Source organism: Pedobacter aquae (assembly GCF_008195825.1).
GTDB lineage: Bacteria > Bacteroidota > Bacteroidia > Sphingobacteriales > Sphingobacteriaceae > Pseudopedobacter > Pseudopedobacter aquae.
In genome coordinates this window covers 2,712,404-2,730,886 of the sequence record NZ_CP043329.1, presented here as the reverse complement: position 1 = coordinate 2,730,886, position 18,483 = coordinate 2,712,404, and the positions used below count along the sequence as shown (strand labels likewise).

Annotated in this window: 17 protein-coding genes; all 17 read left to right on the top strand. The window is 36.4% G+C overall.

The features are described 5' to 3' along the window. Positions 1-7 precede the first annotated feature (7 nt). On the top strand, positions 8-1,444 hold the full coding sequence (locus FYC62_RS11985) for a SusD/RagB family nutrient-binding outer membrane lipoprotein (RefSeq protein ID WP_149075092.1): 1,437 nt from the start codon (positions 8-10) through the stop codon (positions 1,442-1,444). A 27-nt stretch (positions 1,445-1,471) separates the two neighbouring features. Continuing rightward, positions 1,472-3,025 carry a DUF5689 domain-containing protein gene (locus FYC62_RS11980; protein ID WP_149075091.1) on the top strand — a complete coding sequence of 518 codons (1,554 nt, stop codon included), beginning with the start codon at positions 1,472-1,474 and terminating at the stop codon, positions 3,023-3,025. 49 nt (positions 3,026-3,074) lie between these two features. Next, on the top strand, positions 3,075-4,481 hold the full coding sequence (locus FYC62_RS11975; protein ID WP_149075090.1) for a calcineurin-like phosphoesterase C-terminal domain-containing protein: 1,407 nt from the start codon (positions 3,075-3,077) through the stop codon (positions 4,479-4,481). Positions 4,482-4,501: 20 nt separating this feature from the next. Further along, entirely contained in the window at positions 4,502-5,173 is a 672-nt protein-coding gene (locus tag FYC62_RS11970; RefSeq protein WP_149075089.1) for a GDSL-type esterase/lipase family protein, read from the top strand. A 200-nt stretch (positions 5,174-5,373) separates the two neighbouring features. After that, positions 5,374-7,053, top strand: a complete 1,680-nt coding sequence (locus FYC62_RS11965; RefSeq protein ID WP_149075088.1) for a GMC oxidoreductase — start codon at positions 5,374-5,376, stop codon at positions 7,051-7,053. A 10-nt stretch (positions 7,054-7,063) separates the two neighbouring features. Further along, positions 7,064-8,506 carry a Gfo/Idh/MocA family protein gene (locus FYC62_RS11960; protein ID WP_149075087.1) on the top strand — a complete coding sequence of 481 codons (1,443 nt, stop codon included), beginning with the start codon at positions 7,064-7,066 and terminating at the stop codon, positions 8,504-8,506. Positions 8,507-8,530: 24 nt separating this feature from the next. Then, positions 8,531-9,103 carry a gluconate 2-dehydrogenase subunit 3 family protein gene (locus FYC62_RS11955; protein WP_149075086.1) on the top strand — a complete coding sequence of 191 codons (573 nt, stop codon included), beginning with the start codon at positions 8,531-8,533 and terminating at the stop codon, positions 9,101-9,103. 3 nt (positions 9,104-9,106) lie between these two features. Continuing rightward, positions 9,107-10,249, top strand: coding sequence for a Gfo/Idh/MocA family protein (locus tag FYC62_RS11950; protein ID WP_149075085.1), 1,143 nt, complete (start codon positions 9,107-9,109; stop codon positions 10,247-10,249). 35 nt (positions 10,250-10,284) lie between these two features. Then, the gene (locus FYC62_RS11945; protein WP_149075084.1) at positions 10,285-11,337 is read left to right on the top strand and encodes a sugar phosphate isomerase/epimerase family protein; all 1,053 of its coding nucleotides are present in this window, start codon (positions 10,285-10,287) and stop codon (positions 11,335-11,337) included. Positions 11,338-11,346: 9 nt separating this feature from the next. Continuing rightward, positions 11,347-11,745 (top strand): c-type cytochrome, encoded by a 399-nt coding sequence (locus tag FYC62_RS11940; RefSeq protein ID WP_039448809.1) that lies wholly within the window; start codon positions 11,347-11,349, stop codon positions 11,743-11,745. After that, complete coding sequence (locus FYC62_RS11935; protein ID WP_149075083.1) at positions 11,745-12,434, top strand: 3-keto-disaccharide hydrolase; 690 nt, start codon at positions 11,745-11,747, stop codon at positions 12,432-12,434. Before FYC62_RS11940 ends, FYC62_RS11935 begins: the two co-directional genes overlap by 1 nt. Positions 12,435-12,470: 36 nt before the next feature. Beyond that, on the top strand, positions 12,471-13,739 hold the full coding sequence (locus tag FYC62_RS11930; RefSeq protein ID WP_149075082.1) for an MFS transporter: 1,269 nt from the start codon (positions 12,471-12,473) through the stop codon (positions 13,737-13,739). A gap of 11 nt (positions 13,740-13,750) precedes the next feature. Further along, positions 13,751-14,635, top strand: a complete 885-nt coding sequence (locus FYC62_RS11925) for a hydroxypyruvate isomerase family protein (RefSeq protein WP_149075081.1) — start codon at positions 13,751-13,753, stop codon at positions 14,633-14,635. A gap of 2 nt (positions 14,636-14,637) precedes the next feature. Continuing rightward, on the top strand, positions 14,638-15,513 hold the full coding sequence (locus FYC62_RS11920; protein ID WP_149075080.1) for a sugar phosphate isomerase/epimerase family protein: 876 nt from the start codon (positions 14,638-14,640) through the stop codon (positions 15,511-15,513). Positions 15,514-15,544: 31 nt separating this feature from the next. Beyond that, on the top strand, positions 15,545-16,579 hold the full coding sequence (locus FYC62_RS11915; protein ID WP_149075079.1) for a tetratricopeptide repeat protein: 1,035 nt from the start codon (positions 15,545-15,547) through the stop codon (positions 16,577-16,579). 91 nt (positions 16,580-16,670) lie between these two features. After that, on the top strand, positions 16,671-17,399 hold the full coding sequence (locus FYC62_RS11910) for an acyl-CoA desaturase (protein WP_039448817.1): 729 nt from the start codon (positions 16,671-16,673) through the stop codon (positions 17,397-17,399). A gap of 397 nt (positions 17,400-17,796) precedes the next feature. Next, positions 17,797-18,450: a GNAT family N-acetyltransferase gene (locus FYC62_RS11905; protein ID WP_149075078.1), complete on the top strand. Its 654-nt coding sequence runs from the start codon at positions 17,797-17,799 to the stop codon at positions 18,448-18,450. The last annotated feature ends 33 nt before the right edge of the window (positions 18,451-18,483 follow it).

The window sequence follows — 18,483 nt, the reverse complement described above, 5'->3', positions numbered from 1 at the left end:
AAAGGATATGAAAACTTTAAAAATATATATAACAAGCTTACTCATTTCTTCTTTTGTATTTTCTTCTTGTACGAAAGATTTTAAAGAAATTAATACTAACCCCAATGGAAGCTCACAAGCTTTACCACAAGCTATTCTTCCGCCAGCGTTAACTAGCTTAGTAAGTGCCAATATGAGCCGTAGCCAGCGGATTACCAATGAGCTTATGCAAGTAACTGTAAATATGGGCGATACTGAGGGGAAAATCTTCAGATATGAAATTCGTACTTCGGAAGCAGACTTTCTTTGGAACGCTTGGTATGTACAATTAACCAATATTAATGACGTCTATAAATTTGCAGACGAGATAGATAATAATACCTATAAAGGCATAGCGCTAATTTGTAGAGCCTGGATTTTTTCGCTTATTACAGATACTTATGGAGATGCTCCTTACACTCAGGCAAATAGAGGGAAAGAGGGTATTATAGCCCCGGTTTTTGATACTCAGCAGGCTATTTATAGCGGTTTATTTGCAGAGTTAGAGCAAGCTAACACTTTATTAAAAGGTGCAACCAATGTGCTTTCTTCTAGTGATCCTGTTTTTAAAGGAGACGCCTTAAAATGGAGAAAATTTGGAAACTCTTTATATTTAAGATTATTACTTAGGGTTTCAGCGAAAGAGCCTTTAGCCATATCAAAAATCACCGAAATTGTTGATATAAAACCAGCAGACTATCCAGTGATGACTTCAAATGATGATGCTGCCGTTTTAAGATGGACAGGAACCGCACCTTATGTTTCACCATTTGCAACGATTAGAGACGGAGATTGGTATGGGCCAAAAATAGCTAGTTTTTTTGTCGATAATTTAAATGAATGGAGCGATCCAAGGGTACAAAAATGGGCTACATTATACCAAGGTGATTATGCAGGTATTCCAAGTGGATATGCACCTGGACAAGCACCGGAAGCAAAATCTTCATTCCCATTATCACTTAAAATAGAGCCTCTATTAGGTAATATCATGAATTATGGAGAATTACAATTAATCCTTGCAGAAGCAGCATTAAAGGGATATATCTCTACAAGTCCAAAAATTTACTATGATAGAGGAGCTACAAATGGAATAACATTATGGGGTTTAACTGTACCTAATAATTATTTGACATTCGATAAAGTTAAATGGGATGATACTTATTCATTTAATCAAAAAATGGAACTCATCCATCTTCAAAAATATTATGCTATGTTTTTTACGGATTTACAACAATGGTTTGAGTATCGTAGGACAGGGCACCCTAATATTCCAAAAGGAGCAGGCTTGGCCAATGGTGGACTTATGCCTGCCCGCTTAAATTATCCAGTTTATATTCAATCATCTAACAGTATAAATTATAAGGCAGCAGTAGCTATACAGGGGCCAGATAATATTACTACCCAAGTTTGGTGGCAAAAACCTTAATAAGTTTTATTTCATACATAAAAAACAATGAAAAAGAAATTTTTATACTTCTTACTTTTTATTACTTCATTCGGATGGATGTCGTGTGAAAAAAATAATTTTGCAGAGGGGGTTTTAAGCCCTATCACATCTATAGAAGATGTTAGAGGTCTTTATGTTGATGCGGATGTATTATTAGATAAAGACAAACTAATGGGGGCAGAAAAAATTACAGGTGTTGTAATTTCTAATCCCGATGCTGCAAATGTACCATCCGGAATGGTAATAATACAAAACACTAGGAGATCTAGAACCAGAGGAATTATTTTAGCCTTAGAGAATGCGTCAACATATAAACCTGGAGATTCTTTAATGATTAATATCAATGGAAAAACCCTAACTAAAATAAATGGTTCTTTACAAATTACTGGCCTTACAGAAAGCGCCGTTGAAAAAATAGCAAGTGATAGGCCATTAAGAACCCAAGTAACTTCTAGTTTAAATATTAATCAAAGGCCGCGTGATTTCGAAAGTACACTAGTTCAAATAAAATCAGGAACAATTAATCCGGTTCCTTTACCAACAGATGTTTTTGAAGGTGATAAAAGTGTAGTAAATGGGGCTGATAGCGTTTTTTTACATACCGAGGCTGCGGCTAATTTTGCTAACGTTACACTTCCTGCTAATGCCACATTTACAGGTATTATTTTTTTAAAAGAACTAACAGCAGATAGCTTACAGATACAATTATGGCCAAGAAGTATTGATGATATAACAGATCAAGTTGCTCCTCCAGACCCTAACGGACCAGGTTTAGGTAAATTTCCTATTTTAATAACAGGGTTTGTAAATGATTCTAAAGGTTCAGATGGTAATTATGAATATTTCCAATTTATAGCTACCCGTGATATAGATTTTGAGAAAAACCCCATATCTGTAGTGACATGTACTAATGCTGGCACTGCAACCCCATATCCAGGAACTGCACCTGCTGGCGGTTGGGCTACAGGTGGGGGCAGAACTTATAAGTTTAACATCACTTCTGGTACAGTTTCTAAAGGAGAATTCTTTTATGTAGGAGGTAGTAATAAGCGTATAAACGGACCAAATTCTACGAACATAAGCTCAGCAAAATGGTTAGCAGCTATAAATTATGTTACCAATGCTGGAGATGGTTTTGGAAATGCTAGTTCTGGCTTATTACCGAATAGTGGAAATGCTGGTGGTATTGCAGTTTTTGAGGGGATTAATGTTACAGAAACTTCTATTCCTTTAGATGTTGTTTTCTTTGGTGGAACCGGTAAAACAACAATATTTAATGAAGTAGCTGGTCAGGGTTATCGCATTGTAGATAACGACCGTTACAGTACAATTGATGTCGCAACATCTACAAACCAACCTTTCTTTTTTCAAGGAACTAATCAATTTATAATTCCACATTCAACACCATCAGATGCAGGCTATTTTGTGAAATTAGGTGGAGTTTATAATACCACCACAAAAGCTTGGACAAGCCCTAGAACGCATACTTTTTATCTCATGTCTCCAACATCGGAAATTACTGAAATTCAGGCTTCAAACGTCACTACATTAACTAATTAAATATTAAAAGGCTAGCTAATACGCTAGCCTTTATTTGTTTTCATCATATATGAACAGAAGATTTTTTATCAAAAGCACCAGTCTAATAGCCGGTAGCGCTTTTATAAGTTTAAATAGCCATGGTTTTTTAAGTAAAGCTGATAAAACCATCAGCGGAAGCGTAAAAACAAATGGTAAAGCTTTGGCAGATGTGGTTATTTCTGATGGTTTTAGTGTAGTGAAAACCGATAAAAATGGTTTGTATAAACTAAAAGCTCATGATAAAGCTACCCATGTTTTTATGAGTACCCCAGCTGGGTACGAGTTTGAAACTCAAAACAGTATCTCAAAACAATATGAAAATTTAAATACCACAAACAGTTTTGATTTTAACTTAACCAAACTTAAACAGGACGATCAAGAGCATTATTTCGTTATATGGGCAGACCCACAGGTAAAAAACAAGGCCGATGTAAAGCAGATGTTGGAAGAATCTGTGCCTGATGTACAGGAATTGGTTAAAAATTTAGGCGATAAAGCTTTGGTACATGGCATAGGTGTTGGAGATTTAGTTTGGGATGAACTTGAGCTATTTAAAGACTATGCTGAAGCGGTTAAACAAATGGGCATACCATTTTTCCAAGCTTTAGGTAATCATGATATGGATTATCGCCAAGGCGGAGATGAAACTTCTGATAAAACCTTTAAGCAAAATTTCGGGCCAACCTATTATTCTTTTAACAGGGGGCAGGTACATTATGTTGTTTTAGATGATGTTCGGTACCTAGGCGAAGAAAGAAAATACGATGGCTACATCACAGAAGAACAGTTGTCTTGGTTAAAGAAAGATTTAGCTTTTGTTCCTAAAGAGCATTTAATCGTTATAGGCCTACATATTCCTGTACATAATGCGGTAAAGAATAACACCGCTTTGTATGAAATTCTAAAAGGCAGACAAGTGCATATCATGTCTGGCCATACGCATTACAATGATAATTACATCTCAGATAATGTTTATGAACATGTACATGGGACCGTTTGTGGCGCTTGGTGGACGGGCCCAATCTGTGGCGATGGTGCTCCTCGTGGTTATGGCGTTTATCATGTAAAAGGCAACCAGATAGATTGGTATTATAAATCTATGCGGAAACCTAAAACGCATCAAATAAGTTTGCATATAGAAGAATTAACAGCGCAAAAAAGGCTTTTGGCCAATGTTTGGAATTGGGACCCGCAATGGAAAATAGAATGGTGGGCTGATGATAAATACATGGGCTTATTAGAGCAAACCAAAGGTTTTGATCCTTTAAGCGTAAAATTATACAAAGGCGATCAATTACCTAAACCACGCTCTTTTGCAGAGCCAAGAAGAACAGAACATTTGTTTATGGCTCATGTCAACCCTGAAGTGAAAATTATCAAAGTACAAGCAACCGATAGGTTTGGCAATAAATATGAAGAGAAAACTGTAATTTAAACCTCCATAAACTTAAATATATGAAGAAGTTATTATGCTTTAGCCTTGTGCTATTTTTCTTTGCTAGCCATAGCAATGCACAAGTTGTAAAATGGGATTCTACTTATCGCCCCAATAATTTTGAGCTTAAAGTAGAACAATTTAAAAGTTACCCAAATGCCAAAACAGATATTGTTTTTTTAGGCAATAGCATTACCGCCGGGGCAGATTGGGTAGAACTCTTAGGTAATCCAAATATTAAAAATAGAGGTATCTCTGGAGATATTTCTTATGGCGTTTTAGAAAGGTTAGGGGAAGTAACAGAAGGTAAGCCTGCTAAGGTTTTTTTATTAATAGGTATTAATGATATTTCAAGAAATATTCCTGATAGCTTAATCATGAACAATTATCACCGTATAGTAAAGCAGATTAAAAAAGAATCTCCGGATACAAAAATTTATCTACAAACCTTATTTCCTGTTAATAATACTTTTACACAGTTTAAAAACCATTATAATAAGGATGAACATATTGCAGCGGTTAATGCAGGTTTAAAAAAGCTAGCAGCAGCAGAAAAAGCTAGCCTAATAGATACGCATAAAATATTTCTAGATGCCGATGGCCGCATGAAAAAGGAATATACGCATGACGGTTTACACCTAAAAGCAGCAGGTTATGCAGTTTGGGCAAAACTCTTAAAAGCCTATTTATAGATACTTCTACTAAGGTATAGTTTGGTTTATAAAGCCATATTGGTAAGTAACAATATTAATGATATTGTCTTACTAGTATGGCTTTTCCCGTTTTAGAACCTCAAAAAGAGCAAATTAGATATTGTAATTTTTACACTTTGCATCTTGATTTAAAGAATTTAATTTCTATATTCACTTAACCAATTTTTAATATTAAACGAATGTCAGAACAAAGCTATGATGCCATAGTTATAGGTTCCGGTATCTCCGGAGGCTGGGCAGCTAAAGAACTTACAGAAAAAGGTTTGAAAACTCTTGTACTAGAAAGAGGCAGAAACATAGAGCATGTAAAAGACTATGAAAATGCCACTAAAGCTCCTTGGGAGTTTGAGCACAGAGGTAGAAGAACGCAAGAGATGATAGATAACTATCCTGTTCTTAAAAGAGATTATGCGCTATCAGAAAAAAACCTGAGTTTTTGGGTAAACGAAAAAGATGCTCCCTACACAGAAGTGAAACGCTTTGATTGGTACCGTGGCTACCATGTTGGTGGAAGGTCTTTAATGTGGGGAAGACAATCATACCGCTGGAGTGATTTAGATTTTGAAGCCAATGCTAAAGAAGGCATCGCTGTAGACTGGCCAGTTCGTTACAATGAAATTGCACCTTGGTATAGCTATGCGGAAAAATTTGCTGGTATAAGTGGGTCAAAAGAAAATTTAGCTCACTTGCCTGATGGCGAGTTTTTACCTCCAATGGCATTAAATTGTGTAGAGAAAGATGTAGCAGCTCGTATCAAAAAACAATATCAAGACCAAAGACACATGTTTATTGGTCGTGTTGCCCATGTTACTGCTCCTGTTAAAGGTCGTAGCAATTGCCAGTTCAGAAATAAATGCTCATTAGGTTGTCCTTTTGGAGCTTATTTCAGTACACAGTCTTCTACTTTGCCAGCAGCTATGGCAACTGGTAATCTTACACTTCGCCCGCATGCTATTGTCACTAAAATTCTTTATGATAAAGACACCCAAAAAGCCACAGGTGTAGAAATTATAGATGCAGAAACTAACAAAACTTATGAATATAAAGCCAAAGTGATTTTCCTTTGCGCATCAACCTTAAACTCTGCTTGGGTATTAATGAACTCTGCAACCGATGTTTGGGAAGGCGGTTTAGGAAGTAGCAGTGGCGAGCTTGGTCATAACCTGATGGATCATCACTTCAGATTAGGTGCTTCTGGTATTGCAGAGGGCTATGATGATAAATATTATTACGGAAGAAGACCCAACGGTATTTATGTGCCTCGTTTTAGAAACATGAATGGCGAGAAAAGAGATTACCTACGTGGCTTTGGCTATCAAGGTGCGGCGGGCAGACAAGGCTGGAACCGTGAAATTGCAGAACTAAGTATAGGTGCCGAGTTAAAAGAGGCTTTATTACAACCTGGTCAATGGACCATGGGGATGACAGCCTTTGGTGAGATTTTACCTTATCATGAAAATAAAGTTACCCTTGATAAAACTGTGAAAGATAAATGGGGCTTACCAGTTTTAGCTATTGATGCTGAAATAAAAGAGAATGAGATTAAAATGCGTAAAGATATGATGGATGACGCTCAAGAAATGCTTGAAAAAGCAGGTCTTAAAGATGTTAAAGCGCATGATAATGGTTACGGTTTTGGCCAAGGTATTCATGAAATGGGTACAGCCCGTATGGGTAAAGACCCTAAAACCTCTGTGGTAAATAAATACAATCAAGTTTGGGATGCCAAAAATGTTTACGTAACAGATGGTTCTTTCATGACATCAGGAAGTTGCGTAAATCCATCTTTAACCTATATGGCTTTTACTGCCAGAGCGGTAGACCACGCTGTTTCTGAACTTAAAAAGATGAACCTTTAATACCCTACACATGGAGAACGAAAGTAATCATCAAAGTAGAAGAAACTTCATCAAATCTGGCGCTATTGCAGCGGCAGCTTTTACTATTGTACCCAGACATGTTTTGGGTAAAGGCTTTTTAGCCCCTAGCGATAAACTTTATATTGCAGGAGTTGGGGTTGGCGGTAAAGGTTATAGCGATTTAAAAAGCTTCCATAACTCAGGCAAAGCCGTTATTAATTTTTTATGTGATGTTGATGATAGAAGAGCATTAAAAGCAAGACAAGATTATCCAACAGCAAAATATTACAAAGATTGGCGAGAGCTTTTTGATAAAGAATCAAAAAACTTTGATGCCGTTTGCGTTTCAACACCAGACCATAACCACGCTATCACCACTTTAGCAGCCATGCAATTGGGTAAGCATGTTTATGTGCAGAAACCGCTTACGCATGATATTTATGAAGCTCGTGTCTTATTAGATGCCGCTAAAAAGTATAAAGTAGTTACCCAAATGGGTAATCAAGGCGCTTCAGATGATGGTGTAAGGCAAATGCAAGAATGGTTTGATGCTGATGTTATTGGTAAAGTACATACCGTTTACTGCTGGACAAACCGCCCTGTATGGCCACAAGGTATTCCGTGGCCATCACAAGCTGCAGAAATTCCAAAAGAGCTAGATTGGGATTTATGGTTAGGCACTGCACCTCAGAAAAATTATGTAGATAAATTAGTGCCTTTTAACTGGCGAGGCTGGTGGGATTACGGTACTGGAGCACTAGGCGATATGGGTTGCCATCTAATGGAAGGTCCGTTCACAGTTTTAGGCTTAAATGCAGCAACTTCTGTTGAAGCTAGTGTGGGTTCTGTTTATGTTGATGAGTTTAAACGAGGTTATTTCCCAGATTCTTGCCCCCCTTCTAGTCATGTTATCTTGAACTTCCCGGCAACGGCAAAAAACAAATCGGCTATTAAATTACATTGGATGGATGGCGGTATACAGCCAGAACGCCCAGAAGAATTAGGTCCAAATGAAGTATTTGGCGATGGTGGTAACGGGATGTTATTTATAGGTACTAAAGGCAAAATGATGGCAGGTACTTATAACCAAAACCCTCGTTTATTACCTACTAGCAAAACTCAGGAAGTAAAAGTTAAACAAAAATACGACAGAGTTACCGGCAGCACCAATGGTCATTATGCACAATGGGTAGAAGCTTGCCTAGCAGGTTATGGTAACAAAGAACTGAGCTCGCCATTTGAAAAAGCGGTTCCTTTAACAGAAGCGCTTTTAATGGCCAATTTAGCTATCAGGTCTTATGATATCAAAACGCAAAAAGATGGTAAAGACATTTTCCCAGGCAGAAACATCAAATTACTTTGGGATAATACGCAAATGCGGGTAACCAATTTTGAGGAAGCTAATCAATTTGTAAAAAGAAATTACAGAGCCGGCTGGACGCTAGGTGTTTAATTAAAGACCAAAAACATTAAAATCATGAATAGAAGAGAAGCCATATCATCAGTAGCCCTATTATTAGGAGGTACTGTTTTAGGGGCAGAAATTTTCACTTTAACAGGTTGTACTTCATCGCCAAAGCAAATAAATGATTTGTTTAATAGCAATGATGTTTTACTTTTAGATGAAATTGCAGAAACCATTATTCCAGAAACCGATACACCAGGTGCAAAAGCTACCAAAGCAGGTGAGTTTATGGCCCTAATGGTGAAAGATTGTTATGATAAAGAACATCAAAAAGTGTTCCTTGACGGATTGAAAAACGTTGATGATGAAGCTAAAAAACAATATAAAGCAGATTTCCTTTCTTTAGATAAAGACCAGAAAAAAGCTTTATTAACCCATTTAGATAAACAACAAAAAGCGTATCAAGAAACTAAAGAAAAAGAAGCGCCGCCACACTATTTTAGAATGATGAAAGAGTTAACTTTATTAGGTTATTTTACATCAGAAATAGGCGGTAGTCAAGCTTTAACTTATGTAGAAGTACCAGGCAGATATGACGCTTGTATCCCTTATAAAAAAGGAGATCCTGTTTTTCTAACACCATAACTTATGAAACAAAAATTAAGATTAGGCATGATAGGTGGTGGTCCCGATGCTTTTATTGGGGCAGTACACCGTATAGCAGCAAGAATAGACGATTGTTATGAATTGGTTTGTGGGGCTTTTAGTAGCTCGGCAGAGAAATCTGCACAAACGGGAGCTATATTAGGCTTATCGCCAGAGAGAGCTTATCCATCTTACCAAACACTCATAGAAACAGAAAAAAAATTACCAGAAAACGTAAGAGTAGAAGTTATCAGTATTGTAACACCAAACCATTTACATTTCGAGCCAGCTAAAATGGCTTTAGAAAATGGTTTCCATGTTATTTTAGATAAACCTATCACACTATCTCTTCAAGAAGCATTAGCGTTAGAAAAAATACAGCAGCAAACAGGTAAAAAACTGTTGTTAACCCATACTTACACAGGTTATCCTATGGTGAAGGAAGCCCGTCAGCAAGTTTTGGCAGGTAAGCTAGGAGCCATAAGAAAAATCTATGTAGAATATCCGCAAGGTTGGTTAAGTACAGCGGTAGAAAATAAGCAAGCCGATTGGCGTACAGACCCATCTAAAAGTGGTATTGCTGGTGCCATGGGCGATATTGGGACCCATGCTTTTAACCTTGCCGAGTATGTAAGCGGTTTAAGTGTTACCAAGCTTTGTGCTGATATTAATACCGTAATTGAGGGCAGAAGGTTAGATGATGACGGCGCCGTTCTACTTAAATTTAATAATGGGGCAAGCGGGGTTTTAATGGCTACACAAATAGCTGCTGGAGAAGAAAATAACGTTAAAATAAGAGTCTACGGTGAAAAAGGAGGTTTAGAATGGCAACAAGTGGATGCTAACTCTTTAGTTATAAAATGGTTAGATGCGCCAGCTCAAACCTACAGAACTGGCGGTGCTTATGTAAGTTCTTTTGCTTCGCATAATACACGCACACCAGCAGGGCATCCCGAAGGTTATTTAGAAGCTTTTGCTAACTTGTACAGAAATTTTGCTTTAACTGTTTTAGCAGAAATGAACCAGCAGCAGCCAGCAAAAGAAGCACTTGATTATCCGGGTGTAACAGAAGGTGTAAGAGGGATGACATTTATAGAAAAGGTAATCGAGTCTGGAAAATCATCCCAGAAATGGATAAATTTTTAATGACTTAATACTCACTACGCAAATCTCAGATAACAATGAAAACAATAAAAGGACCAGCATTATTTATAGCGCAATTTATAGGAGACCAAGCGCCTTTTAATAGTTTAGATAGTATTTGCAAATGGGCAAAAGACTTGGGTTTTAAAGGCTTGCAATTACCCACAAATGATAGCAGGTTTTTAGACTTGAAACTAGCAGCAGAAAGTAAAACTTATGCCGATGAAATCAAAGGAAAAGTAAATGCAGCAGGTTTAGAAATTACCGAACTTTCTACGCACCTTCAAGGGCAATTAGTAGCAGTTCATCCTGTTTATAACGATTTATTTGACGCCTTTGCACCAACAGAATTACACAAAAATCCAAAAGCTAGAACTGCTTGGGCAGTACAACAACTTAAGTATGCCGCACAAGCATCAAAAAATTTGGGTTTAAATGCTCATGTTACTTTTAGTGGTGCTTTGTTATGGCCTTTTGTTTACCCATGGCCACAACGCCCAGCAGGTTTGGTTGATACAGGTTTTGATGAGTTAGCAAAACGCTGGAAACCTATTTTAGACGTTTTTGATGAAAATGGCGTAGACCTTTGTTATGAACTTCATCCTGGTGAGGATTTACACGATGGCGTAACTTTTGAAATGTTTTTAGATAAAGTAAATCATCATAAAAGAGCCAATATTTTATATGATCCATCGCATTTTGTATTGCAGTGTTTAGATTATTTAGCTTTTATCGATATTTACCATGAGCGTATAAAAATGATGCATGTTAAAGATGCAGAGTTTAACCCAACGGGCAGACAGGGTGTTTATGGTGGTTATCAAAACTGGATAGACAGGGCCGGACGTTTCCGCTCTTTGGGCGATGGACAGGTGAATTTTAAATCGGTATTTAGCAAATTGGCACAATACAATTACGATGGTTGGGCCGTTTTAGAATGGGAATGCGCTATCAAGCATCCAGAAGATGGAGCTAAGGAAGGGGCGAAATTTATTGCAGACCATATCATCAGGGTTACAGAAAAAGCTTTTGATGATTTTGCTGCTTCTGGTGGCGATGCAAATTTTAATAATCAAGTTTTAGGCATATAAAGTATCATTATGAAAATCAATAAAGTATTAAGTTTAAGTATTCTGGCTGTTAGTTTATGGGCTTGTGGCGGTGGTAGTCAGCAAAGTGCAGAAAGTACAAATTCAGAAGCTACGGCAGTAGCAGAAAGCGCAACAACACCAGCGGCAGAAGAACCAAAGGGCAAGCAATTAATTGCACAATCAGACTGTTTGGGCTGCCATAAAGAACAGCAAAAATTAGTTGGTCCATCTTATGCAGATGTAGCTGCAAAATATGAAGCTACACCAGAAAATATTGCCATGCTTGCTGGTAAAATTATCAATGGCGGACAAGGAAATTGGGGAGAAGTTCCAATGTCTGCTCATCCACAAGTTAGTCAGGCTGATGCCGAGGAAATGGTCAAATATATCTTAACAATTAAGAAATAATGAGAAGTATTTTAACCTTCATGTTAGTGTTATTGGTAACGCTATCATGCAAATCGCAAAAAGTGAAAGCCAATAAAGGCTGGGAAAACTTATTAGCAAACGGAACTCAAGATTGGCATACTTACGGCAAAGCAGAAACAGGTGCCGCTTGGACAGTAGAAGATGGAGTTCTTCATTTCAAACCGGTTGCAGATAAAGCTCAACGTGGAGATTTAGCTACCGATAAAGATTATGCAAATTTTCATTTAAAACTAGAGTGGAAAGTGGCAAAAAATGCCAATAGCGGTATCATGTTTAATGTATTGGAGGATGCTAAGAAATATCCACAACCTTACTTAACTGGTCCAGAAATGCAAGTTTTAGATAATGATGGGCATCCAGATGCTAAAATATTTAAACACAGAGCAGGCGATTTATACGATTTAATTCCTTGCAGCAAAGAAACAGTAAAACCAGCTGGCGAGTGGAATAAAGCCGAAATTATAAGCAATAATGGCAAGTTAGAATTTTATTTAAATGGTGTTAAAGTTGTTTCTACCACCATGTGGGATGATGCTTGGAATAAAATGGTAGCTGCTAGTAAGTTTAAATCTATGCCTGATTTTGGTAAATTTAAATCAGGAAAAATTGTATTACAAGACCATGGCGATGAAGTTTGGTTTAAAAACATCATGATTAAAGCACTTTAATACAAGCCAACCAATTATAACCTAACCCAATTTTAAATGAACAATATTAAAAAAAGCCAACTTTTTTGGGCAAGCTGTCTTGCGCTGTTGGTTACCTCTTTATCTTTCGGAATAAGAGCCGGTATCTTAGGAAAACTAGGCACAGATTTTCAATTAACCGCAACAGAATTAGGTACCATAACAGCTACCGCTTTCTGGGGCTTCCCTTTAGCCGTAGTTATAGGTGGTTTTATTGTTGATGCCATTGGCATGAAAAGATTATTGGTAATGGCCTTTATCTTTCATTTGTTAGGTATCGTCTTAACCATTTTCGCACAAGGATATTGGACACTTTTCATTTCTACTTTACTCATAGGCATTGCCAACGGAACTGTAGAAGCGGCTTGTAACCCACTTGTTGCAACCATTTACCCAGATAATAAAACTACCAAGCTTAACCATTTCCATTTATGGTTCCCTGGTGGTATATTTTTAGGTACACTTATCGTGATTTTATTTAACAGCATAGGTTTAAGCTGGCAAATACAAGTAGCTATAATGATAGTGCCAACATTGGTATACGGTTACTTATTCTCTAAATTAGATTTCCCGGTAACAGAGCGTGTAGCTTCTGGTGTTTCTACCGCTACGATGTATAAATCGGTAACATCGCCTTTATTTATTTTCATGTTCATCTGTATGTTTGGTACTGCTATTACCGAGCTTTTTACAGGCCAATGGATTGATGTATTACTTAAAAACGTTACCGATAATGCTATCCTGATATTAACCCTTACTACAGGTGTAATGGTTATTGGCAGAGGCTTGGCAGAACCTATTGTTCATCGTTTTTCTCCGCAAGGGGTATTGTTAATTTCTGCTATTTTAGCTGCTTTAGGTTTATACTTATTAAGTACTTTAACAGGAAATGCTATTTATTTTGCAGCCTTTATTTTTGGCTTAGGCGTATGTTATTTCTGGCCTACCATGTTAGGCTTTGTGGCAGAGAATATACCAAAATCGGGTGCTTTAGGTTTAAACCTAATGGGCGGTGCCGGTATGTTTGCAGTTTCTGTTTATACCATTTTCATGGGAGGTTTTTATGATAGATTAATCCTAAAAAAACTCCCGGCAGGTGCTAATGAAGCCGACTATTTAAGTGCAGCACCAGGTACAGAAATGGCTAATTTGCTTAATGAGGCAAAAAATGCAGCCGGTCCAGAAGTTTTACAAGCTACCTTAGTTATTCCAATAATTTTGGTGGTAGCTTTTACAGGTTTAGTTATTTACATGAAGAATAAGAAAAAAGAGGCTTTAACTCATTAATTTGCATCATAATGCCAAAGAAAACTAATAGAAGATCAGTTATTAAAAATATACTAGCAGGCACTGCTGCTTTAACCACAACACCTATGCTAAGTTTCGGCAATTCTTCTGATGAAAAGCAAAGCATCACTTTAAAAGGTAATATCAACCATGCTGTATGTAAATGGACCTATGGTTTTCTGTCTTTAGAAGAGCTTTGTATTTTATCAAAAAAGATAGGAATTAAAGCTATTGATTTGGTTGGGCCTAAAGAGTGGGATATTCTGAAAAAACATGGTATAGATTCTAGCATGTGTAACGGAGCAGAAATCAATTTGGTTGATGGCTTTGCAGAACCTAACTTTCATGAGAAACTTATCCAGAATTATACCGAGATGATTCCTATGGTTGCTAAAGCAGGTTATAAAAACTTAATTTGTTTTAGCGGAAACCGCAGAGGTATGGATGATGAAACCGGTTTAAATAATGCCGCTAAAGGTTTAAAAGAGCTGATGGCGCTTGCAGAAAAGCACAAAGTAACCCTAGTTATGGAGCTTTTAAATAGTAAAATTAACCATAAAGATTACTTTGCCGATAAAACAGCTTGGGGTGTTGAGCTTTGTAAAAGAGTAGGCTCAGAAAACTTCAAATTGCTTTATGATATTTACCACATGCAGGTAGATGAAGGAGATGTTATCCATACCATAAAAGATAGTCACCCTTATATAGCACACTACCACACCGCAGGTGTACCCGGTAGAAATGAAATAGACGAAAATCAGGAGCTAAATTACCCGGCTATTATGAAAGCCATTGTAGCAACAGGTTTTAAAGGCTATGTTGCTCAAGAATTTATCCCTAAAAAGGAAGATAAAATAGCATCTTTATATCAAGCAGTTAAAATTTGTGACGTTTAATTATGAAAGCATCTAACAGTAGAAGAGTATTTATCAGGCAAGTAGGTTTGGCTGCCGCATCGGTTTTGGTTTTACCAAATCTTGGCTGTTTGGTAGATGATAAAAAAAGAATAGGAATACAGCTTTATTCTTTAAGAGACGAATTTTCTAAAGGTGTAGAAAATGTAATTGCTGAGGTATCAAAAGCAGGTTATTCTTGGGTAGAAGGTTATGGCTACTCTGTAAAAAATGGTTTTTGGGGCTTAACTCCAACGCAGTTTAAACAATTGTTAGATAAATATAGCTTAACCTCGCCCAGCGCTCATTACGAATTTAGCGAATGGGAAAAAACAGGTAATGATGCTATTTTAGACGCCTATATTGCAGCTGCCAAAACACTGCAACAAAAATATATTGTTGTCCCTTTCATCAACCCTCAAATATTTAATAGTGTAGAAAGTGTAAAAGCTTTCGCTGATAAGCTTAACAAGGCTTCTAAAAGATTAGAAAAAGAAGGATTGAAACTGGCTTACCATAATCACGATTTTGAGTTTAAGCAACTAGGAGATAAAACAGCTTATGAGATATTAGTAGAAAATACACTTCCAAGTATAGATTTTGAATTAGATTTATATTGGGCCGTAAGAGCAAAGCAAGATGTTTTAAAGCTCTTTAAAACTTATAAAGGTCGTTTTGCTTTGTGGCATGTAAAAGATATGGATAAGGTAAACCCTCAAAAAAATACAGAAGTTGGCAGCGGTTCTATTAATTTTGAGTCTTTTACTAAGGAAGCAAAATTATCAGGCTTAAAATATCCTTTTGTAGAGCAAGAAAACTTTGATATCAATCCTTATGAAAGTATCAAAATCAGCGCTAAGCGTTTGCAAAATATCATATAAAAGCATTTAGCTTGTTAATTAAAATACCCTCATGCTACGTTTTTTTCTTTTATCAGTTTTATGTATTTGTATAACAGGGAAGAGCTTTGCAAGAGGGAATTTTGTTTTATCCAGTAATATCCAACAAAAATTTGCCGATTCTATTTTCCATAAACAACCAGATAAGTATTTATTGGCAGATGGTATTGTGCTTTTAGATACTTATCAACTGGTAAAAAGCGTAACCGATGCTTTAAGTCTAAACATCAGCGTAAGCGCAATTAGCTATCACCAGCGTCAACATTATTTTAACGCTTTACCGCAACAGCTTGATTTTTATTCGAAGGCAAACTTACTTAATCACCAAGCAGGTTTATATAAAATGATGGCCGTTACAGAAACCTTATCAGGCGATTTAGATATTGCTTATCATCATTTTAGTAAAGCATTATTCCTTTATCAGGCGCAACTTAACCATGCCCAAGTGGCACAAACTTCAAGCTATTTGTATCAATTATCTTTATTATCTGGAGATGATAAAGCTGCTGCCGATTTTAATGATATGGCCATAGCCGGATACAGAATTATGGAGCAAGATCAAAAACTAGTGAAAGCGTTATTACAACAAAATGAGTTGATGCTGAGGGCCGGAAATTTAAAACAAGCAGAGCAACAAATCCTTACCAAAATTTTACTAATGGCTTACAGGATGAATAGTAAACAAGCCGAAATGAATTGTTATCAGCAATTGGGCCGAGTTTATTGGCATCAGAATAAGTTTACAGAAGCGAAGTGGTTTTTTGTACAAGCCAATATTTTAGCAAATAAATTACACCATAGGGTAGGCACCATACGTTCTTTATTGATGCTGGCGAAAGTGAAAAATAGAATTAAAGATTATGGTTTGGCTTTGGCCGATTTAAAACTAGCTAATAGCTTGCTAAATACATCAAATAAATACTTTAGGCCCGATATTTTGAAAGGTATGGCTTTAACCTACCAAAAATTGGGAGACGAGCAGCAGTATAAACGTTACAAGGCCATTTATAACAAGGAGCAAGAAAATTACGTTTACTTAAATATTTAACAAATTAAAATGATGGCTTTTTTTAGATTAAAAACAATTACCCTAACTTAGTAGCCAGATTATATTATCTGAATTTTTTTTTAAATCACACATGTACATTATTATTTTCTTTTTGGCACATTGGTTTCTTTCCCTTTTTGCCCAAACCTTCTACCTTCACCGTTACGCTTCTCACAAAATGTTTACTTTAAATGCATTCTGGGAGAAAGCCTTTTATATTTTCACTTGGTTTAGTCAAGGTTCTTCTTACTTAGTACCTAAAGCTTACGCCATTATGCACCGTATGCACCATGCTTTTTCAGATACAGAAAAAGACCCGCATTCGCCACACTTTTTTGAAGATGTTTTCCAAATGATGTGGAATACTAGAGGCATGTACAATGGTTTTGCCCAAGGAACTTTACAAGCAGATAAAGAGTTTAAAGGCAACTATCCTGAATGGAAATTTATAGATAAAGTAGCTTCTTCTTTTATCACTAGAATTTTGTTTGGCTTAGGTTACATTGCTTTTTATGTGTTTTTTGCAACCTCTTGGTGGATGTTTTTATTACTTCCTATCCATTTTATCATGGGGCCATTACATGGCGCTATTGTAAACTGGTGCGGACATAAATATGGTTATTCAAATTTTGATAATGATGATAAATCTAAAAACTCAACCCCTTTTGATTTTTTCATGTTAGGAGAGCTTTTTCAAAACAATCACCATAAGTTTCCAAACAGTCCAAACTTTGCAAAAAAGTGGTTCGAGTTTGATCCAGTATATCCTATTTTAAAGGTTTTACATTGGGTAAGAATTATAAAATTAAGAAAAGCTTAAATGCTTTACACACAGAGGTGTTGTGTTGTTTTTTCAATACCTCTGTGTTATATTATTATTAATTGCATTTTTTTATTGTAATTAATAAAAATAATGCGCTCTTTTGCGTCAAATATCAGCCCTAAGTGGTTGATGGATACAAAGAAATGAAACAACAAAACTTACATACTTTTAAGAAATTAGCTGCTGTTAAAAAGGCGTTTAATTTTTATATGTTGCTTTCTGATTTACACACATCTATTCGTTTACTACGACGAAGACCTCTGTTTGTCACCAGGGCCTAAACCTCTGCTGATAGTTTCAATCTCTTTTTCTGTTTGTAAGTAAACAGGTCTCTAATTAAATTTTTGTTTATTCTGATTAAAATCCCTCATGAAGGATTTATCTTTTTCAAAAAATGCATACTAAAGATTTTAACATACTGGTTGCTGGTTTGCAACATGTAGGTTATGCAGAAACTATTTGCACAGAGATGGAAACCTCTGCAAAAGTGCGTGGAACAGGTATAGCAAAGCGTTCTCCAGAATATGTTGCCAATAAAATGTTGGAAGGTAAAGCAGTTATTGCTTTACATAAAGATGGCACTTGGGCAGGCTTTTGTTATATAGAAACTTGGAGCCATGGCGAGTTTGTTGCTAACTCTGGTTTAATTGTTAACCCTATTTACCGTAAAGCTGGTTTAGCTAAGGCTATTAAGTTTAAGATATTTGATTTATCTAGAGAAAAATATCCGGACGCTAAAATATTTGGTTTAACAACGGGTTTAGCGGTTATGAAAATCAACTCTGATTTAGGTTACGAGCCCGTTACTTATTCGCAACTTACCCAAGATGAGAATTTCTGGAAAGGCTGCCAAAGCTGCGTAAACTACGATATTCTGATGAGTAAAAACAGGCAGAATTGCATGTGTACAGCTATGCTTTACGACCCAGAAGAGAAAAAAGCCGAAGAAGCCGAAAGGTTAAAGAAGATAACACACAAAGCTACTTTACTACAAAGAATAGAAGCAAAATTACGCTCTTTAAAAATGGTAGTAGCCGGATTAATTTAAAAATAAACTGTATCGAAATATGAGATCGCAAAT

What these genes read in the sequence shown, in the direction of transcription:
- FYC62_RS11985 (WP_149075092.1), top strand. Translation starts at nt 8, where the DNA reads ATGAAAACTTTAAAAATATATATAACAAGCTTACTCATTTCTTCTTTT.
- FYC62_RS11905 (WP_149075078.1), top strand. Translation starts at nt 17,797, where the DNA reads ATGCATACTAAAGATTTTAACATACTGGTTGCTGGTTTGCAACATGTA.
- FYC62_RS11965 (WP_149075088.1), top strand. Translation starts at nt 5,374, where the DNA reads ATGTCAGAACAAAGCTATGATGCCATAGTTATAGGTTCCGGTATCTCC.
- FYC62_RS11910 (WP_039448817.1), top strand. Translation starts at nt 16,671, where the DNA reads ATGTACATTATTATTTTCTTTTTGGCACATTGGTTTCTTTCCCTTTTT.
- FYC62_RS11980 (WP_149075091.1), top strand. Translation starts at nt 1,472, where the DNA reads ATGAAAAAGAAATTTTTATACTTCTTACTTTTTATTACTTCATTCGGA.
- FYC62_RS11920 (WP_149075080.1), top strand. Translation starts at nt 14,638, where the DNA reads ATGAAAGCATCTAACAGTAGAAGAGTATTTATCAGGCAAGTAGGTTTG.
- FYC62_RS11935 (WP_149075083.1), top strand. Translation starts at nt 11,745, where the DNA reads ATGAGAAGTATTTTAACCTTCATGTTAGTGTTATTGGTAACGCTATCA.
- FYC62_RS11925 (WP_149075081.1), top strand. Translation starts at nt 13,751, where the DNA reads ATGCCAAAGAAAACTAATAGAAGATCAGTTATTAAAAATATACTAGCA.
- FYC62_RS11975 (WP_149075090.1), top strand. Translation starts at nt 3,075, where the DNA reads ATGAACAGAAGATTTTTTATCAAAAGCACCAGTCTAATAGCCGGTAGC.
- FYC62_RS11960 (WP_149075087.1), top strand. Translation starts at nt 7,064, where the DNA reads ATGGAGAACGAAAGTAATCATCAAAGTAGAAGAAACTTCATCAAATCT.
- FYC62_RS11955 (WP_149075086.1), top strand. Translation starts at nt 8,531, where the DNA reads ATGAATAGAAGAGAAGCCATATCATCAGTAGCCCTATTATTAGGAGGT.
- FYC62_RS11915 (WP_149075079.1), top strand. Translation starts at nt 15,545, where the DNA reads ATGCTACGTTTTTTTCTTTTATCAGTTTTATGTATTTGTATAACAGGG.
- FYC62_RS11970 (WP_149075089.1), top strand. Translation starts at nt 4,502, where the DNA reads ATGAAGAAGTTATTATGCTTTAGCCTTGTGCTATTTTTCTTTGCTAGC.
- FYC62_RS11930 (WP_149075082.1), top strand. Translation starts at nt 12,471, where the DNA reads ATGAACAATATTAAAAAAAGCCAACTTTTTTGGGCAAGCTGTCTTGCG.
- FYC62_RS11945 (WP_149075084.1), top strand. Translation starts at nt 10,285, where the DNA reads ATGAAAACAATAAAAGGACCAGCATTATTTATAGCGCAATTTATAGGA.
- FYC62_RS11940 (WP_039448809.1), top strand. Translation starts at nt 11,347, where the DNA reads ATGAAAATCAATAAAGTATTAAGTTTAAGTATTCTGGCTGTTAGTTTA.
- FYC62_RS11950 (WP_149075085.1), top strand. Translation starts at nt 9,107, where the DNA reads ATGAAACAAAAATTAAGATTAGGCATGATAGGTGGTGGTCCCGATGCT.